This is a genomic window from Rhizobium sp. Leaf371, assembly GCF_001424045.1.
GTDB lineage: Bacteria > Pseudomonadota > Alphaproteobacteria > Rhizobiales > Rhizobiaceae > Ferranicluibacter.
In genome coordinates, this window is sequence record NZ_LMQB01000023.1 from 221,967 (window position 1) to 247,995 (window position 26,029).

Below are 26,029 nucleotides of genomic sequence, written 5' to 3' on the forward strand. Positions count from 1 at the left end.
GGCTACTCGACACGAGCGGACCGTTTCGGAAAAATCGCCTTTGCCAGCCTTTTCCGTCGATCTGTTGCGGGAAGGCCGCCTGCTTCTGAAGCTCGGCATCGGCAAACCGACGATCGCACGGATGATGCTGCAGGCGGACGAAAACGGAACGACGGTCGAGGAGGAACTGCTCGCATCCGGTGAAATCGTCGATCGCCTCTATTTCGAAGCGATGGCCGACCTTCTCGGGCTCCCGTTTCAGGCCGAGATCGACGCGGATCAGGTCCATGATGCCGAGAGGCTGGATACGCAGCTGGTGTTCCCGCAGATGCTGCGCCTCTACCACTCCAGCCGTTCGCCGATCACAGTCATCGTCCCGACGCTCGAGCGCCTTGGCGACATCGCATCGACGCTCGATCAACGGCCCGCACTTCGCCAGATGCTCGCTGTTTCGACGCCGGCGGCCGTGCGAAAGGCGACCTGGGCCGCCGGCCGGCAACGGCGGGTGCGCGACACCCTCGCGCGTCTCTTCGACGCGGCGCCGATACACAGTGCCCGCATCGTCTTCTGGGGCAAGCAAGGGTTTTATACCGGCCTTGGCGTGTCCCTCTTCGTGACCTCCGCCCTCCTCGCACCCTTCGCCTGGCTTCTCGTCACGCATCTCCTCCTGACCGGCCTCTATTTCTGCCAGCTGTTTCTGCGCGCACGCGCGCTCCTGCGCTTGAAGAGACCGGCGATCGCACCGGCCCTGCCTCCACCGCGTGCCGCAGACCCGTCCGCGCCTTTACCGGTCTATTCGGTCTTCGTCGCGCTCTACCGGGAGGCGGAGGTCGTTTCGCAACTGATCCATGCCCTCGATCGACTTGACTGGCCCCGGTCGCGCCTCGACATCAAGCTCATCTGCGAGGAAGACGACGGGGAGACGCTCGCGGCGCTGGAAGCGCTGCCGCTCTCATCCGAATACGAGATCGTGCGCGTTCCCGCCGCCTTACCGCGCACCAAGCCCAAGGCGTTGAGCTACGCACTTCCCGGCGCGCGCGGCAGGTTCCTCACGATCTATGACGCGGAAGACCGGCCGGACCCCGGCCAGTTGCGCGAGGCCCATGCCGCCTTCCTGACAGCAGACCCGCGCGTCGCCTGCCTTCAGGCGCCGCTCGTCGTCACCAATGCCGGTGCGGGATGGCTAAGCACGATGTTCGCACTCGAATATTCCAGCCTGTTCCGTGGCCTCCTGCCCTATCTCGCATCGCGCGGCCTGCCACTGCCGCTCGGCGGCACCTCGAACCATTTTCGCGTCGATGTCCTGAAAGCCGTCGGCGGCTGGGATCCTTACAACACGACGGAGGATGCGGATCTCGGCATGCGGCTCGCGCGCCTCGGCTACCTGTCGCAGATGATCCACCGGCCGACCTTCGAGGATGCGCCGACGGAGACGCGCGTCTGGTTTGCGCAACGGACGCGATGGTACAAGGGCTGGATGCAGACCTGGCTCGTGCTGATGCGCGAACCGTCGCGTCTCGCGCGGCAGATGGGATGGAAGGCTTTCGCGACCGTCCAGATCCTCGTGGCCGGCCTGATCCTGTCGGCGCTCAGCCATCCGCTGATCATCGCCTTCCTCGCCTATCTCGGCTGGACACTGACAGCGGGAGACCTTTCGACCGGGGATACGGCCCTCGCTTCCGGCCTTCTGCTTCTCGACGTCCTCAACCTCGTCGGCAGCTACGCGATCATGATCCAGCTCGGCTGCAAGCCGATGCAGGCTGATGAGCGGCGTGCCGTGGGCAGCAAGTGGCGCGCCGTGCCTCTCTACTGGTTGATGATCTCGGCTGCCGCCTGGGCGGCCATCATCGAGCTCTACCGCAAGCCTTTCGCCTGGAACAAGACGCCGCACATGCCGACGGCCTGCTGAGCCCGGCGCAACGACACTGCCATCCCCATTCGTCCCACCGATTGACGGGAATATCACACAACGGTACGTTACCGACCAACCGATAGCCGCAGGCCTTCGGCGCGAGGATGGGAGGACGAACCGATGGATTGCCTGCTCGGCATCGACAATGGGCTGACGGTGACCAAGGCCGTGGTCTTCCGGCGCGATGGAACGCCGATCTCGGTGGCGCGTCGCCGGGTGGCACAATCCCTTCCACACCCGCGATGGGTGGAGCGTGATATGGACGGCCTCTGGACGGCGACGGCCGAGGCCATTCGGGAAGCGATCACGACGGCCGGCTGTCGCCCTTCCGACATCAAGGCCGTCGCTGCGACGGCTCATGGCGACGGCGTGTACGTGCTCGACCGCGGTGGCCGGCCGCTCGGACCCGGGATCTTGTCGCTCGACAGCCGCGCAGGCGCCCTGTCCGATGCGTGGAACGCGACCGATATTGCCGCGAAGGCGCTGGCGCTCACCGGACAGTCCCCCCACGCCTCGGCACCATCGGCCATCCTCGCCTGGATGCGCGACCATCAGCCGGAGCGGTTTGCCCGCATCGGCCATGTGATCGCCTGCAAGGATTGGCTCCGGTTCTGCCTGACGGGCACGATCGGCACCGACCGGACCGAAGCGAGCATCTCTTTCACGAATGTCGCGACACAGGCCTTCGACCGCGACGCACTGGCGCTTTTCGGCCTGGAGTCCTTGTGGGACGCGCTCCCCGACATGGCCGCTTCCGCCGCGATCGTTGGTGGTGTTACCGCGTCGGCCTCGGCGCTCACCGGCCTTCTGGAGGGAACGCCGGTTGCGGCCGGCCTGCACGACGTGACAGCCTCCGCTTTGGGAATCGGTGGACATGAGACCGGCTTGCTGTCGATCGTTGCCGGTACCTATTCGATCAACGAGGTGGTGACGGACAAGCCCGTCACCGATCCGCGATGGCACTGCCGCAGCGGCATCGCGCCCGGACACTGGAACAACATGGCGGTGTCCCCGGCATCGACGGCGAATTACGATTGGTTTCTCGACCAGTTCTGCCGCGCCGAGCAGGCCGAAGCCGCGAGAAGCGGCACGGGCGTCCATGAGCTTCTGAAGCCGGAGCTCGATGCCGCATTCAGCCGGCCGTCCGACATTCTCTTTCACCCCTATCTGTTCGGCTCTCCCTATGGCAGTTCGGCCAGCGCCGGCTTCTTCGGCGTTCACGGATGGCACGATCGCGGCGATATGCTGAAGGCCGTGCTGGAAGGCATCGTCTTCAACCACAAGGCCCATGTGGACGATCTGCGAAGCGTGATGCCGGTGACCGAGGCGCGGATTTCGGGCGGCGGCGCGCGAAATCCCGCGCTGTCGCAGATGTTTGCCGACGCGCTGGACCTGCCGGTGCATGTGACCTCGGCGGACGAGGCCGCCGCCTGGGGCGCGGCGCTGACGGCCGGGGCCGCGATCGGTCTCTACGAGAGCCCGCAGGCCGGCGCCCGGGAAACCACGACGATCCTGCGCAGCCACGTGCCGGACCCGGAGCGGAAAGCGGCGCTTGCGGCGCGCTACACGCTCTACCGCGACATGGCCGAGGCGATGCAGCCGCATTGGCAGGCGATCGAGCGGCTGGCGGAAGGGTCTCGAGGGGCGATCTCCCCATGAAGGGCGACGCGCGCCGGGACGAGATCGCCGACTACATCATGCAGGCCGGACAGGCGCGCATCGAGGATCTCGTCGCGCATTTCGGCGTGTCGCGCATGACCATCCACCGCCATGTCGATCGGCTCGCCCACCAGGGCGTGCTGCGCAAGCTGCACGGTACTGTGACGGTTCAGCCGTCCGGCCTTTACGAAAGCGCCTTCCGCTACCGCGAGACCGTGGGCAAGGCGGAAAAGGCGGCACTGGCGCGCGCAGCCCTTGCCCATGTGGAACCGGGACAGGCCGTCATGCTGGACGACAGTACGACCGGCGCTGCCCTTGCCGACCTCCTGGCCGGGGTCCGACCGCTGACGGTGATCACCAACGGGCTGGTTTCCACGAACAGGCTGATCGACATCGACGAGATCGAGGTGCTCTGCCTCGGCGGCACCTATCATCGCACGTTCAATGCCTTTATCGGGCTGACGACCGAGCGCGCCGTTACGGCCTTGCGGGCCAATGTCTTCTTCTGTTCGGCCTCTGCTGTCGAGGGCGGCACCGCGTTCATTCAGGATGCGCAGGTGACCAAGGTCAAGCAGGCGATGATGGCCGCATCCTCGCGCCGTATCCTGCTGCTCGACGCTTCCAAGTTCGGCAAGGTGGCGTTGAACGTTTTTGCCGACCTCACGGCCTTCGATGCCGTCCTAGCCACGGACCGGCTGGCCGACACCGTCCGCGCGGATCTTCTGGCGCGCGGCGTTCCCCTCAGCATCACCAGAACAGGCAGGACATCATGAGCGAGACCGTCAACGAGATGCAGTGGCCGGGCGATATGGCGGAGCGCATGGATGCGATCGCCAGAACCGAGACCGTCGATGTCGTCATTATCGGCGCGGGCGTCAACGGTGCCGGGCTGTTTCGCGATCTCTGCGCACAGGGGCTGACCTGCCTCATCCTCGACAAGTCGGATTACGGCTCCGGTACCAGTGCCGCCCCCTCGCGCCTGATCCATGGAGGTCTGAAATATCTGGAAACGGGCGAGCTTCGGCTGGTGGCGCAATCGACCTACGAGCGGAACCTGCTGCTGCGCAACGCGCCGCATTATGTGAAGCCGCTGGCAACGGTCATTCCCATCTTTTCCTGGACGAAGGGGGTCTTCTCGGCCGTGCGCACGCTGTTCGGCGCCAAGGGAACGCCGCGCAGCCGGGGTGCGCTGCTGATCAAGACCGGGCTTTCGATGTATGATGCCTATGGTGCGCGCCAGCGGGTGATGCCGCGTCACACGATGGCCGGCAAGGCCGCATCGCTGCGCAGCCTGCCGGCGCTGACGCCGCGCATCGTTGCGACCGGCACTTATTACGACGCAACCGTGACGCATCCCGAGCGGCTGGTGGCCGAACTCGTTTGGGACGGCCTTGCGACAAGCCCGGCCTCGGCCGCCGTCAACCATGTCCGCCTCGAAGGCCGCGACGGCGATACGCTCGTCGTCTCCAGCCTGCTCAATGGGGCGACGTTGCGCGTCAAGCCGCGCCTGGTGGTGAATGCCGGCGGTCCGTGGATCGATACGGTGAACGCGACGCTTGGCGAGACGTCGCGCATGATCGGCGGCACCAAAGGCTCGCATATCCTGCTGCGCCACGATGCGCTGTTGCGGGAACTCGATGGTCGGATGATCTACTTCGAGGCGGACGACGGGCGCATCTGCCTCGTCTTCGACTATCTCGGCCGCGCCATGGTCGGCTCCACCGACATCAAGGCCGACCAGCCGGACAGCGTGCGCTGCGAGGACGATGAAATCGACTATCTTCTGGACAGCCTCAGCAAGCTCCTGCCGAAGATGCAGTTCGACCGCAGCCAGATCGTCTATACCTATAGCGGCATTCGTCCTTTGCCGGCTAACAATGCCAGCGATCCCGGCCTGATCAGCCGCGACCACGTGACGCCGGTTCTTGAACCGACGGTGGACCGCCCCTTCCCCGTCTTGTCGCTGGTCGGCGGCAAATGGACGACGTTTCGCGGCTATGCGGAAGAGGTCGCCGAGACGGTTCTCACGCGTCTCGGCCAGTCCCGCAAGGTGTCGACGGTGGCGATGCCGATCGGCGGTGGCCGGGACTATCCCGGCGATGAGGCCGGCCGCCTGCGGCTGGTGGCCGACCTTGCCGCGACATCAGGACTTGCCGAGGCGCAGGCGGCAAGCCTGCTTGCCCGCTATGGAACGACGGCGCGCGCCGTCGCGCGCCACATCGGCGCAACGAGCACCGCCCCGCTTCCCGATGCGCCGGACTATTTTGAAGGCGAAATCGATTATCTCGTTCGCAACGAGCAGGTCGGGCGGCTGGGGGATATCGTGCTTCGCCGCACCGCTCTTGCCGTGACGGGAACGCTGACGGTGCGCCTTCTGCGTCGCATCTCGGAGATTGCCGGACAGGCGCTCGGCTGGACCGAGGAGACGATCGAACGGGAAATCGCAAACGTGCGCGACGAGCTTTCGCGTCTGCATGGCGTGACCCTGGTGTAGTCGCCGGGTTCGCGGCGCACGCCGTGCCCGTCAGCCAAGACATAAAAAAGGCCGGGGCGAAACCGCACCGACCTTCCTCATTCGCTTTTATCAGTTTGCCAGTACATCCGTGGTCAAATCGACGAAAGCTTGTATCGGACCCGAGAACTTATCTTTTCAGACAGGCTCGACCGGTTGCCGATGAGAGAGATATAGGAGCCGAATGTGACGGCTTCAAGTCGAAGCCGCATTTCTTTTGAGAAATCATTCTGCGCCGATATCGGCTCAACGGAACATCTCAGACGTGGTGCCGTCGATTGTAGATGCCCGTCACCCGGACGGCGACCTGCTGGTGCTTGGGGTGCAGGGCAATGTATTCGTACTGCAGGCCGGTGCTTTCCACGAACTCCCGAAACGCCTTGAACTCGTGCATCTCCCAGCCGGGATAGTTGAAATATTCGTCGAAGAGGATGATCGTTCCAGGCACGAGGCGTTCTCGCAGCTGCGTCAGCACTGTCTGCGTCGAGCTGTAGAGATCGCAATCGACGTGCAGGAACGAGACCGGGCCGGGATGGGCATCCAGAAAGCCGGGCAGCGTCCGGTCGAACCAGCCGACGACCAGCTCGACATTGTCGGCCACCGCCGGAAGATCGTCCCGCGCAAAGGCGCTCTTGTCGTAGCCGTCGCGCCAGCTTTCCGGCAGACCCTCGAAGCTGTCGAATCCGTAAATCGTGTCGGCCGGCCGTGCTGCGGCCGTCCGGTTGATCGAGCGGCCGGAGAAGACGCCAAATTCGAGCGAGAGGCCTTCGACCGTCGCGCAGGAAACCGCGTAATCGAGGACGTCGCCCGAGGTCTCGAAGCGCTTGGCGCCCAGCATGTGCGAGTAGAGATATTGCGACGAGGACACAGCGGCGGACAGTTTCGCGACCTTATCGAGATCAAAAGCATCTCCTCGCGGATTTGCCAGAGCGTGATCATAGACCAGAAGCAGGAATTGCATGAATTCCGGGTTTTCCAATGTCGCCTTATCCATCGAAGTCCTGGCCTTTCGTGGCACGTGTGCTAGAGCTCTATGTCAGATGACGTAAACGGAGTAGCTTGCCCAAGGCGTTCGCAATTCATCTTCGTCGAACAAGCATTGATGATTGGCTCTCCACGATCCGCAGAGATTTCGGCACGCGAATGCTGCGGCGCGGCATGCATGTTGTTCTGAGATTATCCGAAAGGCTCTGCCTTCTCGCAGCCTGCTATAACGCGATGGCAAAGTTCGTCCGGTCAGCAGGCACAATCTGTTCCGCGCCCGATTTGCTGCCGTCGCACGACGGCCTCAATCGGCTCGCGTGAGCCGCCGACGTATTGGGAACATCGAATTTGCTGGAGCGGGTGAAGGGAATCGAACCCTCGTATTCAGCTTGGGAAGCTGCTGCTCTACCATTGAGCTACACCCGCCGATGCGCCAGACTTCCAACAGAAGCGGCCGCGTGTCAATCCTTCAGCAAGGCTCAGGGGCGGCGAAAGGCGCGTCTCAGCCGCGAAAATGCTTGGACAGCTTCAGGCCCTGCGCCTGATAGTTCGATCCGACGCCCAGACCATAGAGGCCCTTCGGTCGCTCCATCATGTGCTCGTAGACGAGACGCCCGACGATCTGGCCATGTTCGAGGATGAAGGGCACCTCATGGCTTCGCACCTCCAGCACGGCACGGCTGCCGGTGCCGCCGGATTGCGCATGGCCGAAGCCGGGATCGAAGAAACCGGCATAATGGACGCGGAATTCGCCGACCAGGGGATCGAAGGGCGTCATCTCCGCGGCAAACAGCGGCGGCACGTGGACCGCCTCGCGGGAGACGAGGATATAGAATTCGTCGGGATCGAGAATGAGCTCATCGGCGCCGCGGCTGTAGAGCGGCTCCCAGAAATCATATATCCCGTGCGCGTTCTTGCGATCGACATCCACCACGGCGGTGTGATGCTTGCCGCGGTAGCCGATCAGGCCATCGGCGCCGGTTCCCTTCAGATCGATCGACAGCGCGATGCCGGCGCCCGACACGTTCGGCGTATCGCTGGCGACCAGCGTGTCCGTGCGGTGAAGGTCCAGAACCTCGCTCTCGGTCAGCAGCGCATGGCCGATGCGGAAGCGGATCTGCGACAGGCGCGAGCCGCGACGCACGATGACCGGGAAGGTACGCGGGCTGATTTCCAGATAGAGCGGACCACGATAGCCGGCGGGGATCTTGTCGAACTCCTGCGCGCGGTCGGTGATGACACGGGTGAAGATATCGAGCCGGCCGGTCGAGCTTTTCGGATTGGCGGAGGCCGACATGGCGGCCGGCAGGTCGAGGCTTTCCATCAGGGGCACGATGTAGACGCACCCGGTTTCGAGAACCGCGCCTTCGCTGAGGTCGATGACATGCAGCTTGAGGCGATCCAGCTTGTCGGCGACGAGATGTCCGGGGCCGGGCATGAAGCTCGCGCGCACGCGGAAGGCCCGGGCACCGAGCCGCAGGTCGAGGCTCGCCGGCTGGATCTGGTCCTCGTCCAGCGGCCCTTCGCTGAGAAGGCGGCCGTCGTCGAACAGCGAAGCGATTGCGCTATCCGCCAGAATGCCCGTGTCGCGCGCCATGCCTTCATCCTTTTTTCGCCGCCGACAAAACCAAAAACGGCCGATTGACGCAAGCGGGGCGAAGACGTATGGGAACTTATCCCGTGGTGATTTGGCCGGTCGGCTTGCAGCCACGTTAAACAAATGGCTAAAAAGACCGGGCTCGAACCGGTCTGCTTTACGCGACCGGTTTTTTTGTTTCTGGAAGGAGACAATCGATGAGCACGGCAAACAAGACCTGGCGCCCGGCGACACAGCTCGTTCACGGCGGCACCACCCGCTCCAATCACGGCGAAACCTCCGAGGCGATCTTCCTGACGCAGGGCTTCGTCTACGAGAGCTCGGAAGCGGCCGAAGCGCGCTTCAAGGGTGAGACGGACGGCTTTATCTATGCCCGCTATGGCAGCCCCACCAACGAGATGTTCGAAAAGCGCATGTGCCTGCTGGAAGGCGCCGAGGATGCGCGCGCGACGGCGTCCGGCATGGCCGCCGTTGCCGCCGCCATTCTCTGCCAGCTGAAGACCGGCGATCACATCGTCGCTGCCCGCGCGCTCTTCGGCTCGTGCCGCTGGGTCGTGGAAACGCTGGCGCCGTCCTATGGCATCGAATGCACGCTGGTCGATGGCCGCTTCATCGAGAACTGGGAAAAGGCGATCCGCCCGAACACCAAGGTCTTCTTCCTGGAAAGCCCGACCAACCCGACGCTGGAAGTCGTCGATATCGCGGCCGTGGCGAAGCTTGCCGATGCAGCGGGCGCAAAGCTCGTGGTGGACAACGTCTTTGCGACGCCACTCCTGCAGAAGCCGCTCGAACTCGGCGCGCATGTCGTCGTCTACTCCGCCACCAAGCATATCGACGGCCAGGGCCGCTGCCTCGGTGGGGTCGTTCTGTCGTCCAAGGACTGGATCGACGAGCATCTGCACGACTATTTCCGCCACACCGGCCCGGCCCTGTCGCCGTTCAATGCCTGGACGCTGCTCAAGGGTATCGAAACCCTGCCGCTGCGGGTGCGCCAGCAGAGCGAGAATGCGGCGAAGGTTGCCGACTTTCTGGCAGAGCAGAGCCAGATTGCGCGCGTGATCTATCCCGGCCGCAAGGATCACCCGCAGGCGGATATCATCGCCAAGCAGATGACGGGCGGATCGACGCTCGTCTGTTTCGAGATGAAGGGCGGCAAGAAGGCGGCATTCGCGCTGCAGAACGCGCTGGAGATCGTCAAGATCTCCAACAATCTCGGCGACAGCAAGAGCCTGATCACGCATCCGGCGACGACGACGCACAAGAACCTGGCCGAAGAGGCCCGCGCCGAACTCGGCATTTCCGACGGCACCGTGCGCCTCTCCGCCGGGATCGAGGACAGCGCCGATCTCGTCGAGGATTTCGCGCGGGCCCTGAGAACCGTCACCGCCTGAGACACCTCGCCCCACCGATCGAAATAACGTCAAATCGCGCCCCATCGGCGCGATTTGTCTTCGTGCCACGCTGCAACACACTTTTCGCGGGCGTTATTCTTCGGGAAACCATCTGCCCCTAGAATAAGGATACCGACTGGAAGGGTTTGCATCATGTATCGCGCGCTGACACGGGACATCGAAGTCACCGTAGAGCCTTATTATCTGGAGGATCAGTCCGATCCCGAAGATGGGCGCTACGTGTGGGGCTACCGCATCCTGATTTCAAACCGCTCCACGAAGACCGTGCGGCTGATGACGCGGTATTGGCATATCACCGACGAAAGCGGACAGGTGGACGAGGTGAATGGCCCGGGCGTCATCGGCGAGCAGCCCATTCTCAATCCGGGCGACACGTTCGAATATTCCTCGGGCTGCCCGCTCGACACGCCCTCCGGCGTGATGTTCGGCCATTACTCGATGGAGACGCCCGAAGGCGAGACCTTCACGGTCGATATTCCCGCGTTTTCGCTGGACCTGCCGGGCCTCAACCGCACGCTGAACTGATCCCCGGCCGCGACAGCCGGGGAGCGTCTTCGATCTTTCAAGACGCCCTTACTGCGGACGGACCTCGGTTGCTTCGAAGGTATAGGTGGTCGAGCAGAACTCGCAGGTCACCGAGATGACCCCATCCTCCACCGTGCTGTCGATTTCCTCCTGGCTGAAGCTCGCGAGGACATCGCGGAGTTTTTCGCGCGAGCAGGCGCACTGGTCGTAGACCGCCTGCGGCGGATAGACCCGTACACCGCGCTCGTGGAACAGGCGAAAGAGCAGCCGCTCCGTGCCGACCGTAGGGTCGGTCAGTTCGTCCGCATCGATCGTCTCGACCATGACGCGCGCCTCGTCCCAGAGGTCGTCCACGCGGCCATCGAAGGTCTCGGCACCATCGCCACCATGCAGGTCCGGCTGGCGCATCCGGTCTGGCGCTTCCGGCAGGAACTGCGCGACCATGCCGCCGGCACGCCAGCGATGACGCGGCTTGCCGTTTTCGTCGCGATCCAGAAGCTCGGCGACGCCGAGGCGCACCTTGGTCGGGATCTGCTCCGACTGGCGGAAATAGACGCCGGCGATCTCCTCGAGCGAGGCGCCGTCGAGCGGCACGATCCCCTGGTAGCGCTGGGTGAACTCGCCCTGATCGATGGTAAAGGCCAGAACGCCCTCGCCGAGAAGGTCCTGCGGATCCGTTTCGCCCTTTTCGATGGCGCTCGCCAAGGCCTCTTCGTCGTAGCGGGCATAGGCCCGCACGCGATCCGGCGTCGAGAAATCGGCGACCACGAGATCGACCGGGCCATCGCTCTTCGTCTGGATGATCAGCTTGCCGTCGAACTTGAGCGAGGTTCCGAGCAGCACGGTCAGCACCACCGTTTCCGCCACGAGGCGTGCGACCGGGAGCGGATAGTTGTGCCGCTCGAGGATCGCGTCCAGCATCGGGCCCAACTGGACCGCGCGACCGCGCACGTCGAGACCTTCCACCTGGAAGGGTACGACGCGGTCATCGCCCGCATAACCGAATTCGCCGAGATCTGGTCCTTTGTCCACCATGTCCATGCTCCTGATGCAAGACCCGCCGCGGCGAGCCCGAACGCAGATGACGGCGCCCCGGACAGGTCCGGGAATCGCAAGCCGCAACTCCATTCTATTGGATTGATATGAAATGCCAGCAAAAAACCGTGGCATTCCGCTTTGCACCTAGATCGGTGGCCGGATGCCGGTTTTCAAGGTTTCGGCCTTGTGCGCCGAGCGCCGGCGCTCAGAGAGCGCCCAAGCACCAGGCGAGAATCGACTTCTGGGCATGAAGGCGGTTCTCCGCCTCGTCGAACACGACCGATTGACGACCGTCGATCACCTCGTCGGTCACTTCCTCGCCGCGGTGTGCCGGCAGGCAGTGCATGAAGAGCGCGTTCTCGTCCGCCTTCGACATCAGGGCAGAATTGACCTGATACGGCTGGAAGACATTGTGGCCGCGGGCGCGGTGCTCCTGGTTCATGGACACCCAGGTGTCCGTCACCACGCAATCGGCACCGGCGACGGTCTTTTCCGCATCATGCGACAACACGACGTTGCCGCCATTGTTGCGCGCCCAGTTGAGGATCTTGTCGTCGGGCTCGGAGCCGAGCGGCACGGCCATCTTCATCGTGTAGCCGAAGCGGGCCGACCCCTCGATGAAGGAATGCAGCACGTTGTTGCCGTCCCCCGTCCAGGCGATGGTCTTGCCCTTCACCGGACCGCTGTGCTCCTCGAAGGTCATGATATCGGCCATGATCTGGCAGGGATGCGTCGTGTCCGTCAAAGCGTTGATGACGGGAACGGTCGCGTGTTCGGCAAGCTCGAGCAGACGGCTGTGATCCGTCGTGCGGATCATGATGGCATCGACGTAACGCGAGAGAACCTTGGCCGTATCGCCGATGGTCTCGGCACGGCCGAGCTGCATTTCCGTGCCCGACAGGAACAGCGTCTCGCCGCCGAGCTGGCGCATGCCGACATCGAACGACACGCGGGTCCGGGTCGAAGGTTTTTCGAAGATCATGGCGAGCATCTTGCCGGCCAGCGGCTTTTCCGCAGTCCCGGCCTTGGTCGCTGCCTTTCGCACCCGGGCGTCATCGATGATGGAGCGCAGGTTCTCCGCCGACATGGCGGAGAGATCGAGGAAGTGCCGGGTATCAGCCATGAAAATGCGGTGTCCTGTCCTTGTCCCGTCGGGGCTTTCAGCTCCCTGTCCGGGCCTGGGTGTCGGTCGATGCCGAGGTATGGTGGTGGGGTTTGACGTTACGCCGTCGCGCGCTGCTTGACCGTCGTCAGCGTTTCGCTGGCGCGCTCGATGCGGGCAAGGCCTTCACGGGCTTCTTCCGCGCTGGTGATCAGCGGCGGCAGCAGACGGATGACGTTTTCCCCTGCGGGAACGGCCAGCATCCGCTCCGCCCGGATCGCCTTCAGCAATTCGGCGGAGGGCACGGCGGCCTTGATACCGAGCATGAGGCCTTCGCCGCGGATTTCCTCGATCACATCGGGGAACCGATCGGCAAGCGATGCGAGCCCCTGACGGAAGACCAGCGCGACGTCGCGCACATGTTCGAGAAAGCCGTCGCCGAGAACGACGTCGAGCACGGCATTGCCGACGGCCATGGCCAGCGGATTGCCGCCATAGGTGGACCCATGCGTGCCCGCGACCATGCCGGACGCGGCCTCTTCCGTCGCCAGGCACGCGCCGAGCGGAAAGCCGCCGCCAATGCCCTTGGCAGCTGCGAGGATATCCGGCGCGATGCCGGACCATTCATAGGCAAACAGCTTGCCGGTTCGCCCGACGCCGCACTGGACTTCATCGAAGATCAGCATCAGGCCGTGTTCGTCGCAAAGCGCGCGCAGCGCCTGAAGGAAGGCCTTGGAGGCTGGGCGAATACCACCCTCGCCCTGGATCGGCTCGATCAGGATCGCCGCGGTCTCCTCGGTGATCGCATCCTTGACGGCGTCGAGATCGGCGAAGGGCACCTGGACGAAGCCGGGTGCCCTCGGGCCAAAGCCTTCGAGATACTTTTCCTGGCCGCCGGCAGCAATCGTCGCGAGCGTGCGCCCATGGAAGGCACCTTCGAACGTGATGACGTGGAAACGCTCCGGCCGCCCCTTGGCGAACTGGTAGCGGCGCGCCGTCTTGATGGCGCATTCCAGAGCTTCGGCACCGGAATTGGTGAAGAAGACCTTGTCGGCGAAGGTGTTGTCCGTCAGCCGCTTGGCAAGCTTTTCCTGGCCGGGGATCTCGTAGAGGTTCGACAGATGCCAGACCTTCTCGGCCTGGTCCTTGAGCGCTGCAACAAGATGCGGATGCGCATGGCCGAGCGAATTGACGGCCACGCCCGCGGCGAAATCGAGATAGCGCGCGCCATCTTCCGCCACCAGCCAGACACCTTCGCCGCGCTCGAAGCGCAGCGGCGCACGCATGTAGGTCTCGTAAAGCGGGGTTGCCTCGGCCATCGTGCCTATCTCCTCGTCCTGTCCGCACGCGCTTTGCGGGGAAGGTTCGATCCGTTTTCGCAGGGACCGGCAGTGCCGGCCCGAAATGAAAAATACCGCCCTGACGGCGGCGAGCGCACTATCGGTTTTTCAGGTGCCGCTGTCAACAAAAGTCCCGGAAATAGGGGTCTGGCATGCCTTTTCCGGGCGCGATGCTTTCCGGCAAAAAGACCTTGCAAATATATCACGCAACGGCAGCAAGTTGGGGAAAACCCAAAAATCGATTCGGGTCGATTCCCCGGACTCTTGTCACGGAGTCACCCCGTCTCTAGGTTAGCAAGGAATTGCTAGACGCATGCGGCGGACCTAGTCACCAGAAGAGTCAAGGCGTTGCAGCTTCGGAGCCATCCGGGGCGGGGTGAGGGATTCGTCCTTCCGTATGCCTGGAATGGAGACGACAATGAACTGGACTGACGAGCGGGTAGAGAGACTGAAGAAGCTGTGGGCCGAAGGCCTGAGCGCGAGCCAGATCGCGGCGCAGCTCGGCGGCGTCAGCCGAAACGCCGTCATCGGCAAGGTTCACCGCCTGTCGCTCCCCGGCCGCGCAAAGGCAGGCGGAGCCTCGCCGAGCGCAACCCGCCCGAAGCGCCCCATCGTCGCCGCACGCCCGGCAGCACCGGAAACCGTCGTTGCCAACGCGGCTCCCCGCGCCGTTCCCCAGCGTCCGATGGCCCGTCCGGTCAACGCGATGAACGTCATCGAAGATTCCGAAAGCGTCTTCGCGCCGGAAACCGCGCTGACCGTCACCGGTAGCGGCGCCGGCGCAACGGGCAGCAATGTCGTCGTGCCGATGTCGCGCAAGCTGGTTCTGACGCAGCTTACCGACCGCACCTGCAAGTGGCCGATCGGCGACCCGATGAAGGACGAGTTTCACTTCTGCGGCAATGACTCGCCGGATAGCTCGCCCTATTGCACCTTCCACGCCAAGCTCGCCTACCAGCCCTCGGCCGAGCGCCGTCGCGCGCGGTGAAGCTCTGGGGCTAGAAATAGCGAAAGAGTTCTCTGAGGGCTGCGAAGAGAATGGCAACTGTTAAGTACTTCATAATCGAAGACGACACTGCCATTCTTTTTGGTGCGAATGGGACAGCCCTTACAGCTGCCTTAGCGGCGATTGCAGGAATAATTTCAGATATAAAGTTCAGCCTTCCTGTCTACCCGTTGTGGTTCTACTTCTTCGGCTTGATTTTTGCGTTTGTCTCAAAATCTATTATTTCACTTGTGAACAGTGACACGCGTGAGCGCGAGCAGAGCCAGTCCGTACGAGACTTTCTGATCGAAGTGCGAAATGACCCTACCACTCCCGACGACTTTATGCCGGAGTGGGAAAAGTTGTGGGCGCAGATGGAAGCACGGCGGAGCGTGCTCCTGACATTGGAATTTGCTCAGCGCTTACCATACTGGCGGGCTTACTCGTTTTTGGCGTCGGCATTCTGCTTTCTGGTCGGAACAGCTTCAATCATTGCGTTCGTCGGATCGAAAACTGGTAGCCTTTAGCTGAGCCGTCGCCTTCTTCAGCTTTCCAGCGAGTAACCCGCGCCGCGGACGGTCCGGATGACGTCCTGCATGTTGGAAAAATTGAGGGCCTTGCGCAGGCGACCGACATGGACGTCGACGGTGCGCTCGTCCACATAGATATCATGCCCCCAGACGCCATCAAGGAGCTGCGAGCGCGAGAAGACGCGGCCGGGCGAGGCCATGAAGAATTCGAGCAGGCGAAACTCAGTCGGGCCGAGGCGGACTTCGCGGGTCTTGCGATGGACGCGGTGCGTCTCGCGATCGAGCTCGATGTCGCCGCACTTCAACAGCGAGGACAGCACTTCGGGACGCGCGCGGCGCAGCATGGCTTTCACGCGTGCGATCAGCTCGGGCGTCGAGAAGGGCTTGACGACATAATCGTCGGCGCCGGTGGCAAGGCCGCGAACCCGCTCGCTCTCTTCGCCGCGCGCCGTCAGCATGATGATCGGCAGGCGCTCGGTCTCGCTGCGCTGGCGCAGGCGCCGGCAGAGCTCGATGCCGGACACGCCGGGCAGCATCCAGTCGAGGATCAGGAGATCCGGCAGCCGTTCCTGCAAGCGGACTTCCGCCTCGTCGCCCCGGTTGATGGTATCGACATCGAAGCCTTCCGCCTCAAGATTGTAACGCAGGAGAACGCTCAGGGCTTCTTCATCTTCGACGACGGCAATTTTCGGCTGCATTTCTGGACTCCGTAGTGTCCTCGTCGCGTGACGAGGCTTTCGCCAGAACCCGAAGGCGGCGATCATCGTTGACTGTTCAGACATGGCGGCGGGAAACCGCCCTTTCGGCCGCAGATCCCTCAGCCGAGGCATCGACCGCGTTCAAGACCGGAGACGATGGGCGCAGGAGCGTTTCCCTCCTGCGCCGTTCGCTCAGGTGGCGAGTGCGCCGACGGTGTTCGACGAGTCGTCTTTCGGGCGTTCGCCGAGCGGCTGCGCGCCGGTCGTCATGTAGTAGATCGTCTCGGCGATGTTGGTCGCGTGGTCGCCGATGCGCTCGATGTTCTTGGCGCAGAACAGGAGATGCGTGCAGGGCGTGATGTTGCGCGGATCTTCCATCATGTAGGTCAGGAGTTCGCGGAACAGCGAGGTGTAGATCGCGTCGATCTCGCCGTCACGCTCGCGGATGGCCTTGGCCTTTTCGGCCGAACGGGATGCGTACACATCCAGCACTTCCTTCAGCTGCATCAACGTCAGCTCGGCCAGATGCTCGATCCCGCGGGACAGCTGGCGCGGCAGGCTGGCGCTGGACACCGCGATGACGCGCTTGGCCGTGTTCTTGCCGAGGTCGCCCACGCGCTCGAGATCGGCCGCGATGCGGATCGATCCCATGATCTCGCGCAGGTCGGCCGCCATCGGCTGACGCTTGGCGATCGTCACGATCGCCTTTTCGCCGATCTGGCGTTCGGCATCGTCGAGCACGACATCGTCGGAAATGACCTTCTGGGCAAGACCCAGATCGGCATTGACGAGAGCGCGCACGGATTCCGCCACCATCTGCTCGGCAAGGCCACCCATCTCGGAGATGCGGCGGCTGAGATATTTCAGGTCTTCGTCATAGACGGATACGATATGGGTTGCCATGGATCCTGTCCTTGGAGTTCGGTCACGGGCGCTTCGCTGTCGGTCGGGCGACCGATCAGCCGAAGCGTCCCATGATGTAATCCTGGGTGCGCTGGTCATCCGGATTGGTGAACATCTTGTCGGTATCGTTCTCCTCGACGAGATTGCCGAGGTGGAACATGGCGGTGCGCTGCGAAACGCGGGCGGCCTGCTGCATGGAGTGCGTGACGATCACGATCGTGTAGTTGGCGCGCAGTTCGTGGATCAGTTCCTCGACCTTGGCAGTGGCGATCGGGTCGAGCGCCGAGCAAGGCTCGTCCATGAGGATGACCTCGGGGCTGACGGCAACGGCGCGTGCGATGCAGAGACGCTGCTGCTGGCCGCCGGAGAGGCCGGTGCCGGATTCGTGCAGGCGATCCTTCACCTCGTTCCAGAGGCCGGCCTTCTGCAGGCTCTGCTCGACGATGGCGTCGAGTTCGGCCTTGCTGCGGGCCAGACCGTGGATCTTCGGCCCATAGGTCACGTTCTCATAGATCGATTTCGGGAACGGGTTCGGCTTCTGGAAGACCATGCCGACGCGGGCGCGAAGTTCGACGACGTCGATCGAGGGATCGTAGATATCGCCGTCATCGAGCGTGATCTTGCCGGTCACCCGGCAGTGATCGATCGTGTCGTTCATGCGGTTGAGCGTCCGCAGGAAGGTCGACTTGCCGCAGCCGGACGGGCCGATCAGGGCCGTGACCGTGTTTTCGCGGATGTTGAGGTTCACGTCGAACAGCGCGCGCTTTTCGCCGTAGTAGACCGACACATCCTTGCCGATCATCTTGTGAGGGACAGCATTCATCTTCTGATCGACCGCCTTTTCGAGAGTCGCTTCTGACATCATGTTCATAATTCTCTACCTCACTACCAGCGTCGTTCAAAGCGGCGCCGCAACAGGATTGCGCCCAGGTTCATGACCACCAGGAAGATCAGGAGCACGATGATCGCGCCGGAGGTCCGTTCGACAAATGCACGTTCGGCTTCGTTGGCCCACATGTAGATCTGGACCGGCAAGGCCGTCGAAGGTTCGAGCGGCGAGCCCGGGAAATCGACCACGAAGGCCACCATGCCGATGAGCAGCAGCGGTGCGGTCTCGCCGAGCGCATGCGCGAGGCCGATGATGGTGCCCGTGAGGATACCCGGCATGGCAAGCGGCAGGACATGGTGGAAGATGGTCTGCATCTTCGAGGCACCGAGGCCCAGGGCTGCGGCCCGGATGGACGGCGGTACCGCCTTCAGCGCGGCACGCGTGGCGATGATGATGGTGGGCAGCGTCATCAGCGTGAGGACGAGGCCACCGACGAGAGCCGCCGAGCGCGGCATGCCGGCGAAGTTGATGAAGATCGACAGGCCGAGCAGACCGTAGACGATGGAAGGAACGGCCGCGAGGTTGTTGATGTTGACCTCGATGAGGTCGGTCAGCTTGTTCTTCGGCGCGAACTCTTCGAGATAGATCGAGGCGGAGACCCCGATCGGCAGCGCGAGCGCCAGAACGATCAGCATCATGTAGAGCGAGCCGAGCGCTGCGACGCCGATGCCGGCGGCTTCCGGCCGCGACGAGGCGCCCGAGGTGAAGAGGCCCGTGTTGAAGGACTTCGTCATCGCCCCGTCCTGCGCGAGCGTCTGCATCCAGGCGAGCTGCTTGTCCTTCACTTTACGGTTGGCCTCATCGACCGTCACGTCGATCTGGCCCTTGTTGGCCGAGTCGATATTGCCTTCGGCGAGCAGCGCCACCGGCACCGTCTGGCCGATGATGGCCGGATTGGCGACGACGACGTCGCGGAGCTGCGTGCGGGCGCTGGCCGAGACCATATCGGTCGCCAGCTTGACGTCGGCGCGGTTGTTGGGATCGATGCCCAGCTTTTGCACGAGCGCATCGCGCACCAGCAGCGGATAGTTCGCCGTCATCAGCTTGGCGGGGTTGGTCGCCCGTTCGTTCTTCGGATCGATGACCTTTTCGCTGAACGTGATCGGCAGGACGATCTCGGTCTGCAGGAAGGCGGTATAGCCCTTGGAGACGACGGTCCAGAGGAGGAGTCCGAGAAAGAAGATGCCGATGGAGATCGCCCCGATGCCATAGGCCCGGAAGCGGCGTTCTGCGGCGTAGCGGCGCTTGATGCCGATATCGCGACGGCTGACGGCGGGACGCGGCGATGAACCGGCGAGAGATGTGGTCATGTCGGTCATTCGTACTGTTCCCGGTATTTGCGCACGATGTAGAGCGCGTAAATGTTGAGGCAGAGCGTGATGGCGAACAGCGTGATGCCGAGCGCAAAGGCGACGAGGGTCTGCGGAGAGGTGAACTCCAGGTCGCCCGTCAGCTGGTTGACGATCTTCACCGTGACCGTGGTCATCGGCTCGAAGGGATTGAGCTGCATGCGCGCCGCCACGCCCGCTGCGAGCACCACGATCATCGTCTCGCCCACGGCGCGGGATGCCGTCAAGAGAAGGGCGCCGACGATGCCGGGAAGAGCGGCAGGCAGGACGACGCGCTTGATGGTTTCCGATCGCGTGGCGCCCAGCCCGAGCGATCCGTCCCGCAGCGACCGGGGCACCTGCGTGATGATGTCGTCGGACAGCGAGGACACGAAGGGGATCAACATGATGCCCATCACGATGCCGGCCGTGAGAACGCTCTGCGCCTGGATGAAGCTCTGATAGTTGCCGGTGACGAGACCGTTCAACTGGCCCGAGATATCGCGCAGGAAGGGACCGACCGTGACGAGGGCGAAGAAGCCGTAGACGATGGTCGGGATGCCGGCGAGAATTTCCAGCAGCGGCTTGGCGACCGACCGCACGGTGTTGTTGGCGTATTCCGCCATGTAGATCGCCGCGAAGAGGCCGATCGGCACCGCAAACAGCATGGCCACGAAGGCGATGTAGAGCGTACCGGCGAGAAGCGGCAGGAGGCCGAACTGCCCCGCCTGTCCCGCCTGGCCGGCTGCGGCGAAGCGCGGATCCCACACCGTTCCGAAGAAGAACTCCATCGGCGAGACCGACGCGAAGAAGCGCAGGGCTTCCGACAGCATGGAGCCGATGATGCCGATCGTCGTGAGGATGGCGATGGAGGAGGCAAGGATCAGGCCGCCGAGAATGACCTGCTCGACGCGGTTGCGCGCCCGGAAGCGCTGGGAGATGCCGCGAAGCGCCAGAACGGCACCGCCGATGGCGAGCAGCAGAACGACGCCGGCCATGGCCAGGTGGCTGTTTGCCGTCATCCGGTTGAAATCGGTCGCCGACTCGATCATCCAGGCTTCGCCGGCGCTGGCCAGCGGAATGCCCTTGGCGGCCATGGCGTCGCGCAGATTGATGGCGCCGCTGTCGAGCGCGCTGCGCTCAGTGTCCGAGAGAAGCGCCAGACCGCGGGCGACCGACTTGACCTGCCCGAGGGCAAGCTCCGCGGGCGCGCTGCCTTGGTTGAGGACTTCGGTCGGCAGATGGAAGAGGACGCTGCGATCGATCATCGGCGGGGCCGCGACCAGCCAGACCCCGAGAACGACGAGGGCAGGCAGCAGAGCCCAGATGGCGGCGTAGCTTCCGTGATATCCGGGAAGGGAGTGCAGCGAGGACAGCTTGCCACCGGCCGTGGCCATGGCCCGCGAACGCCCCATCACGAAGGCGGATGCGCCGACGAGAAGAACGAGAAAAAAGAGGAGAGAAGCGCTCATGGTCTGGGTCCCCCGGTCGTTTCACGACATCGCATGCTGCAAGATCGGACGCCGGCCATTCGAACGTTGGGGTTCCGGCACGGCGCCTGTTGTGCGCCGTGCCGGATGATCCTGGGAGATTTTGTCTCCGGATCCAGGTCGATTACAGCATCGTGCCGTCGGTGAAGGCCTTGCGGTCAGCTTCGCGCTCGGCATCCGGTGCGGCAACGAGGCCGTAGGCTGCCAGCGGGCTTTCCGGGCCGACCATCTGGTCGTCGAGGAAGAACTCAACAAACTCCTTCAGGCCGGGGATAACGCCGAGATGGGCCTTCTTGACGTAGAAGAACAGCGGGCGCGAAACCGGATATTCGCCGGAAGCGATCGTTTCCGTGGAGGGAACGACGCCGTTGACGGTCGCGACCTTCAGCTTGTCGGCGTTGTTTTCATAGAATGCGAGGCCGAAGACACCGATGCCGTTCTTGTTGGCAGCGATACGGGCCAGCGTTTCCGTGTAGTCGCCGTCGATGTCGACAGCCTTGCCGTCCTTGCGAACGGCGACGCAGGTGCGGGCCTGTTCCTTGGCGTCGGAAACGGCAGCCTTGATGACGTCTTCAGCGCCGGAAGCCTTGCAGCCTGCATGAAGGATCTTCTCTTCGAAGACTTCGCGCGTGCCGTGCTTTTCGCCCGGGATGTAGGCGGCGATTTCGGCGTCCGGCAGGTCCTTGTTGACTTCCGACCACTTCGTGTAGGGGTTGGCGACGATCTTGCCATCGACGACGACCTGGGCTGCGAGGCCGAGATAGAGGTCCTTCGGCTCAAGCTTCAGGTCGGCATTGCCGCTGTCGGTCGCAAAAACGATGCCATCGTAGCCGATCTTGACTTCCTGCACTTCGGTGACGCCGGCCGACTTGCACTCGGCCAGTTCGCTGTCCTTGATCTTGCGCGACGCATTGGCGATGTCGATGGTGTCGGGGCCGACGCCCTTGCAGAATTCCTTGAGGCCGGCGCCCGTGCCGCCGGATTCGACGACCGGCGTCTTGAAGTCGGGGAATGTCTCGCCGAAGGTTTCGGCAACGATCTTGGCATAGGGAAGAACGGTGGACGAACCAGCGATCTGGATCTGGTCGCGGGCGGCAGCGGCGCCGGCAAAGGCGACGGATGCCACCAGGGCTGCAGCAGTGAGTTTCAGGGCGTTCATGGAATTCTCCCGGATGGGCTTGTGTGGGTGCGCTAGGGTCTCAGCGCTCGCTTTCGCCGTTTCGATCTCATCGGCTGACATTCATTAGCGGCCGATGCCACCAGCTTTTATGTCAAGTTGACGAAAGATTTATGACAGCTCATATAATTGAATTTGCTGACCTTTTCTTTTACCCATCCGGATCTCTGTGAAACGCGTCAGAATCTGACGGTGAAAACGGTCCCTTCGCCCAACACGGAGCGGACGATCAGCCGGGCACGATGCCGGGTGAGGATGTGCTTGACGATCGCCAGTCCCAGTCCCGTCCCCTTTTTCGAGCGGCTGGCCTCGACATTCACGCGGTAGAAACGCTCGGTGATGCGCGGCACATGCTCGGCGGGGATGCCCGGCCCGCGGTCTCGCACCGAGACCTCGACCGGATCGCCGCTGCCGCCGGACAGGCTGACCTCGACGGTCTCGCCCTCCTGACCATATTTGCAGGCGTTTTCCACGAGGTTCTCGAACACCTCGATCAGTTCGTCCCGATCGCCCTGGACGATCACCGCGGTGGGCGGAAGATCGAGCGAGATGGTGACACCCAGCTCCTGCGCAAGCGGCCCGAGCGTATCGCAGACATGACCGAGCAGAGGACCGAGGGCGACATCCTCTTCGGGTGCGATATGGGATTTGAGCTCGAGGCGCGACAAGGAGAGGAGGTCGTCCACAAGGCGGCTCATCCGCGTCGCCTGCTCCAGCATGATGCCGAGGAACCGCTCATGTGCCTTCACATCGTTGCGCGCGGGCCCCTGCAACGTTTCGATGAAGCCGCGCAAGGAGGCAAGCGGCGTGCGCAATTCATGGCTCGCATTGGCCACGAAATCCGAGCGCATGCGGTCGATCCGCCGGGCCTGCGAGATGTCGCGATAGGAGACGACATAGACGGTATCCGCGTTTTCCGACCCGACGCCAGAAAGGGCAGCCGGCGCCACGCGGACGATGTAGACGGCCTCGGACGGCAGTCGTTCGGAGTGTTCGATCTGATAGATGCGGCCGGTGGCGATGGTCTCGCGCACCATGTCGAGGATGCCCGGCGAGCGGACGCGACCGGAGAGATCGGAATTGGCCGGGATGACGCCGAACGCCTTTTCGGCTGCCTGGTTCTGGAAGAGCACCCGCTCGTCCGGCCCGATGACGAGCACCGGCATGTCCAGCGCGTCGAAGCCGGTTTCGAGCGTCGCCAGTTCGGCCTCTCCGGTCGACGGCGACGGCTCGATGGCAGCAGGCGGTGCCGGCATGGCCGGTTGCCGCAGCAGCGCCAGAACGAGAACGCACCACAATGCGCCGGCAAGCACGGCGTGGCCATTGGTGACGATCATTCCGACGCAGCCGGCAAGAGTCAGGCCGATCAGCCACTTCTCCGCCCAGATGCGGGTGCCGATCGTCCTCCAGAATGTCGTTTCCTGCACATGTCCTCCCGACTGTTGCTGCCTGCCCGAACGAGCCGGAGCCGATCCACGCGTCCGGGCCCGGCCGGATATCCGGCGCTTCCCGTCACGCGCATCGGTCGACGCAGCGACCTTCAGACCGTAACCCGGCTTCATGACATGATTTTCACGGTGCGCTTGAAATCGCAATGGACTTATGGCCTGCTCCCGCCATGCGGCAACCGATGTTTCAGCTCGGCCCGCCCGACATGCATTGGAGTGAACAGCATGGACGACATCAAGCCGGTCGAGATCGTCATCGACGGAAAGACGCATCTGTTCGACGTCGACACGCCCGATCTGCCGGACTGGATCACCAAGGCGGCCATGGCCTCCGGCGGCTACCCCTACGAGAAGAAGCTGAACAAGGACACCTACAAGGCCGAGTTGGAGCAGCTGCAGATCGAGCTCGTGAAGGTGCAGGCCTGGCAGCAGGCGAGCGGCAAGCGCGTGATCGTGCTGTTCGAAGGGCGCGACGCGGCCGGCAAAGGCGGCGCGATCCACGAGACGCGCGCCTATATGAACCCGCGCACCGCCCGGATCGTCGCCCTGACCAAGCCGACCGAGACGGAAAGCGGTCAATGGTATTTTCAGCGCTACGTCTCGCATTTCCCGACGGCCGGCGAATTCGTGATGTTCGACCGGTCCTGGTACAATCGGGCCGGCGTCGAACCGATCATGGGTTTCTGTACGCCGGCGCAGTACGAACATTTCCTCAAGCAGGTGCCGCCGTTTGAAAAACTGATCGTCGATGAGGGCATCGTCCTCTTCAAGATCTGGCTGGAAATCGGACAGGAAATGCAGCTGACGCAATTCCACCAGCGCCGCCACGATCCGCTGAAGGTGTGGAAGCTCTCGCCGATGGATATCGAAGCGCTGTCGCGCTGGAACGACTACACCGAAAAGCGCGACCGGATGCTGAAGGAAACGCATAAGGGCAAGGCGCCCTGGACCGTGATCCTCGGAAACGATCGCCGTCGCGCCCGTCTCAACCTTATCCGCCACATCCTGACGAGCCTCGACTATACGGGCAAGGACGAGAAGGCGATCGGAGAGATCGACGACAAGATCCTCACATCCGGACACCATTTCCGGAAGTCCTGACCGGCAGGGCTCCGACGGTCCTCCTGCCTGGCGCTGCGCCTCTCCTCAGGGCGCTGCCGCTGCATCACTGCCCGGGCAGGAGCCGGACGGCGTAGAGATCGAGACCGCCGCCATTGGCGGTCACGTCGCTGTTGATGAGAATGCGGCCCGGGCCGTTCGGCGACATCGTGCGGTCGAAGCCGATCTTGAACAGCATGTCGCTCTTCTCGTCATTGACCGTGAAGCGATGCCGGCCGCAATCCCCCAGCGACGCGAAATCGCATTCCACGGAAAACTGCGTCGGCTTGCCGTTTGCCGATTGGACGCTGAGCGCCAGGGTCGAGGTCTGCCCCGCCATGCGCTGGAGCGCGGAGGCGGGAACCTCGATGGCGACATTTCCGCTCGCATCGCCCGCGCCGGACGTGATGCGCAGCCGCGCACCGCCCTCGTCGCGCACGACCTCGGTGCGCACGCGCGCTCCCGGTGTCACGCCGCCGGAGGCGGTCGGCAGATAGAGATCCACCCAGTCCGCGGTGAAGCCGGCCTGGGCGCCGAGTGTGCGCAGGCCGGCGCCACCATCGAAATCCTCGGCGGCGACGGTCGGCGGCGGGGCCGGCTGGCCCTGCGGCCGTTCGAGAAGCCCCGTGCTCATGACCCACCAGGTGGCGCTTCCAATGGCGGCCACGAGAACGGCGGTCACCATGAGAATGGAGGCGATACGCCCGCCACGGCCGCGACGTCTGCGCGGCACGAGAGGCTCTGCCCCGGGAAGTCCGAGATCGTTGACGGTATCGCGCGCCTGGGCACCCGGCCGATGAGGATCGCGATCCGGCGCCACCATCGGCGTGAAGGACGCGTCCTCACGGTCGTCGGTACGGTCGTGGGTACGGTCTCTGGGGCGGTCGTCGATCTCCACCGTCGGGCGGTGGCTGCGCGGAGCATGTGCTGCGGGCGCCGGGCGCGAGGCCGCTGACGGATGGCGATCCGGAACGACGTCGTCAAATCCGGGTTCCTCGCGGCGATGCTCGCGCGTGGTGGCCGGTGGTTCTGCGCGAACGACATCCTGCACGACCGGCTCGACCCTGCTATTTAGACCCTGTGGAGCCGCAGGAGGCGTCACGACCGGAAGATCGCGCAGCGCCGCCCGCTCCTGCTGCTCGATCGCGTGAATGGCGACCTCCAGCCGGTGCCGCTGCTGGGCGATGACGGTCTCGTCGTGGACGTTCTGCTTGCGCAGGCCGGCTTCGAGCGCATTGCGCGCCGACTGGTAGATCCGGGCACGGGTTTCCGCATTCGCCCGGTCGGAGCGCTCCAGCGCCTGCTTGATGGCCGTTTCCAGTCCGCTCACCCTAATCCCTTGCCTGGAGCCTTCGCGTCGCACACCCCTTCAGGGATGCAGGTGCCGAGACGAAGGAAGCACGTTTACTTTTCGGTAACGATT

General features: G+C 63.6%; 22 protein-coding genes, 1 tRNA gene and 1 riboswitch. Of the genes, 9 read left to right on the forward strand and 14 right to left on the reverse strand.

Going from position 1 to position 26,029, the window contains the following annotated elements:
• Positions 1-40 precede the first annotated feature (40 nt).
• The 4 genes from ASG39_RS11770 (at position 41) to ASG39_RS11785 (ending at position 6,044) form a co-directional block, all read left to right on the forward strand.
• Entirely contained in the window at positions 41-1,888 is a 1,848-nt protein-coding gene (locus ASG39_RS11770; RefSeq protein WP_244481215.1) for a glycosyltransferase family 2 protein, read from the forward strand.
• A 123-nt stretch (positions 1,889-2,011) separates the two neighbouring features.
• Positions 2,012-3,550: an FGGY-family carbohydrate kinase gene (locus tag ASG39_RS11775; RefSeq protein ID WP_062595184.1), complete on the forward strand. Its 1,539-nt coding sequence runs from the start codon at positions 2,012-2,014 to the stop codon at positions 3,548-3,550.
• Positions 3,547-4,323, forward strand: a complete 777-nt coding sequence (locus ASG39_RS11780; protein ID WP_062595185.1) for a DeoR/GlpR family DNA-binding transcription regulator — start codon at positions 3,547-3,549, stop codon at positions 4,321-4,323. The genes ASG39_RS11775 and ASG39_RS11780 overlap by 4 nt, the downstream gene beginning before the upstream one ends.
• Positions 4,324-4,340: 17 nt before the next feature.
• Positions 4,341-6,044 carry a glycerol-3-phosphate dehydrogenase/oxidase gene (locus ASG39_RS11785; RefSeq protein WP_082477242.1) on the forward strand — a complete coding sequence of 568 codons (1,704 nt, stop codon included), beginning with the start codon at positions 4,341-4,343 and terminating at the stop codon, positions 6,042-6,044.
• 277 nt (positions 6,045-6,321) lie between these two features.
• On the opposite strand, the gene ASG39_RS11790 is transcribed toward ASG39_RS11785, so the two are convergent.
• The 3 genes from ASG39_RS11790 to ASG39_RS11800 form a co-directional block, all read right to left on the reverse strand.
• Positions 6,322-7,056: a class I SAM-dependent methyltransferase gene (locus ASG39_RS11790; RefSeq protein WP_062595186.1), complete on the reverse strand. Its 735-nt coding sequence runs from the start codon at positions 7,054-7,056 to the stop codon at positions 6,322-6,324.
• A 342-nt stretch (positions 7,057-7,398) separates the two neighbouring features.
• Positions 7,399-7,472: transfer RNA gene (locus ASG39_RS11795), tRNA-Gly, on the reverse strand.
• A gap of 76 nt (positions 7,473-7,548) precedes the next feature.
• Positions 7,549-8,643, reverse strand: a complete 1,095-nt coding sequence (locus ASG39_RS11800) for a 2'-deoxycytidine 5'-triphosphate deaminase (protein WP_062595187.1) — start codon at positions 8,641-8,643, stop codon at positions 7,549-7,551.
• 73 nt (positions 8,644-8,716) lie between these two features.
• Positions 8,717-8,795: riboswitch (SAM riboswitch) on the forward strand.
• Positions 8,796-8,840: 45 nt separating this feature from the next.
• On the opposite strand from ASG39_RS11800, the gene ASG39_RS11805 reads away from it, so the two are divergent.
• Together ASG39_RS11805 and apaG are read left to right on the forward strand one after the other, a co-directional pair.
• Complete coding sequence (locus ASG39_RS11805; protein ID WP_062595188.1) at positions 8,841-10,034, forward strand: O-succinylhomoserine sulfhydrylase; 1,194 nt, start codon at positions 8,841-8,843, stop codon at positions 10,032-10,034.
• A gap of 153 nt (positions 10,035-10,187) precedes the next feature.
• Positions 10,188-10,580: a Co2+/Mg2+ efflux protein ApaG gene (gene apaG / locus ASG39_RS11810; protein WP_062595189.1), complete on the forward strand. Its 393-nt coding sequence runs from the start codon at positions 10,188-10,190 to the stop codon at positions 10,578-10,580.
• 48 nt (positions 10,581-10,628) lie between these two features.
• On the opposite strand, the gene ASG39_RS11815 is transcribed toward apaG, so the two are convergent.
• The 3 genes from ASG39_RS11815 to ASG39_RS11825 form a co-directional block, all read right to left on the reverse strand.
• Positions 10,629-11,615, reverse strand: a complete 987-nt coding sequence (locus ASG39_RS11815) for an Hsp33 family molecular chaperone (RefSeq protein ID WP_062595190.1) — start codon at positions 11,613-11,615, stop codon at positions 10,629-10,631.
• 208 nt (positions 11,616-11,823) lie between these two features.
• The gene (gene argF / locus ASG39_RS11820) at positions 11,824-12,741 is read right to left on the reverse strand and encodes an ornithine carbamoyltransferase (protein ID WP_062595191.1); all 918 of its coding nucleotides are present in this window, start codon (positions 12,739-12,741) and stop codon (positions 11,824-11,826) included.
• A gap of 98 nt (positions 12,742-12,839) precedes the next feature.
• Positions 12,840-14,039: an aspartate aminotransferase family protein gene (locus ASG39_RS11825; protein ID WP_062595192.1), complete on the reverse strand. Its 1,200-nt coding sequence runs from the start codon at positions 14,037-14,039 to the stop codon at positions 12,840-12,842.
• A 439-nt stretch (positions 14,040-14,478) separates the two neighbouring features.
• On the opposite strand from ASG39_RS11825, the gene ASG39_RS11830 reads away from it, so the two are divergent.
• Both ASG39_RS11830 and ASG39_RS11835 read left to right on the forward strand, forming a co-directional pair.
• A complete protein-coding gene (locus ASG39_RS11830) occupies positions 14,479-15,048 on the forward strand; it encodes a GcrA family cell cycle regulator (protein ID WP_062595193.1) in 570 nt (189 codons plus the stop codon).
• A 50-nt stretch (positions 15,049-15,098) separates the two neighbouring features.
• Complete coding sequence (locus tag ASG39_RS11835; protein WP_062595194.1) at positions 15,099-15,572, forward strand: hypothetical protein; 474 nt, start codon at positions 15,099-15,101, stop codon at positions 15,570-15,572.
• 17 nt (positions 15,573-15,589) lie between these two features.
• On the opposite strand, the gene phoB is transcribed toward ASG39_RS11835, so the two are convergent.
• The 7 genes from phoB to phoR all read right to left on the reverse strand — a co-directional run bounded on the left by phoB (position 15,590) and on the right by phoR (position 23,487).
• A complete protein-coding gene (phoB, locus tag ASG39_RS11840; protein WP_062595195.1) occupies positions 15,590-16,273 on the reverse strand; it encodes a phosphate regulon transcriptional regulator PhoB in 684 nt (227 codons plus the stop codon).
• A 192-nt stretch (positions 16,274-16,465) separates the two neighbouring features.
• Positions 16,466-17,176, reverse strand: a complete 711-nt coding sequence (gene phoU, locus ASG39_RS11845; RefSeq protein WP_062595196.1) for a phosphate signaling complex protein PhoU — start codon at positions 17,174-17,176, stop codon at positions 16,466-16,468.
• A 55-nt stretch (positions 17,177-17,231) separates the two neighbouring features.
• Positions 17,232-18,047, reverse strand: a complete 816-nt coding sequence (gene pstB, locus ASG39_RS11850) for a phosphate ABC transporter ATP-binding protein PstB (RefSeq protein WP_062470642.1) — start codon at positions 18,045-18,047, stop codon at positions 17,232-17,234.
• A gap of 14 nt (positions 18,048-18,061) precedes the next feature.
• Positions 18,062-19,384: a phosphate ABC transporter permease PstA gene (gene pstA, locus ASG39_RS11855; RefSeq protein ID WP_062595197.1), complete on the reverse strand. Its 1,323-nt coding sequence runs from the start codon at positions 19,382-19,384 to the stop codon at positions 18,062-18,064.
• Positions 19,381-20,865, reverse strand: a complete 1,485-nt coding sequence (pstC, locus tag ASG39_RS11860) for a phosphate ABC transporter permease subunit PstC (RefSeq protein WP_062595198.1) — start codon at positions 20,863-20,865, stop codon at positions 19,381-19,383. The genes pstA and pstC overlap by 4 nt, the downstream gene beginning before the upstream one ends.
• Positions 20,866-21,007: 142 nt before the next feature.
• Positions 21,008-22,042, reverse strand: a complete 1,035-nt coding sequence (locus ASG39_RS11865) for a substrate-binding domain-containing protein (RefSeq protein ID WP_062595199.1) — start codon at positions 22,040-22,042, stop codon at positions 21,008-21,010.
• A 197-nt stretch (positions 22,043-22,239) separates the two neighbouring features.
• Entirely contained in the window at positions 22,240-23,487 is a 1,248-nt protein-coding gene (phoR, locus tag ASG39_RS11870) for a phosphate regulon sensor histidine kinase PhoR (RefSeq protein WP_062595200.1), read from the reverse strand.
• A gap of 246 nt (positions 23,488-23,733) precedes the next feature.
• Here phoR and ppk2 point away from each other — a divergent pair, with 246 nt between their 5' ends.
• Positions 23,734-24,609: a polyphosphate kinase 2 gene (gene ppk2 / locus ASG39_RS11875; protein WP_062595201.1), complete on the forward strand. Its 876-nt coding sequence runs from the start codon at positions 23,734-23,736 to the stop codon at positions 24,607-24,609.
• 64 nt (positions 24,610-24,673) lie between these two features.
• Here ppk2 and ASG39_RS11880 read toward each other — a convergent pair whose 3' ends face one another.
• Positions 24,674-25,936, reverse strand: coding sequence for a hypothetical protein (locus tag ASG39_RS11880; protein WP_062595202.1), 1,263 nt, complete (start codon positions 25,934-25,936; stop codon positions 24,674-24,676).
• Between the last annotated feature and the right edge of the window lie 93 nt (positions 25,937-26,029).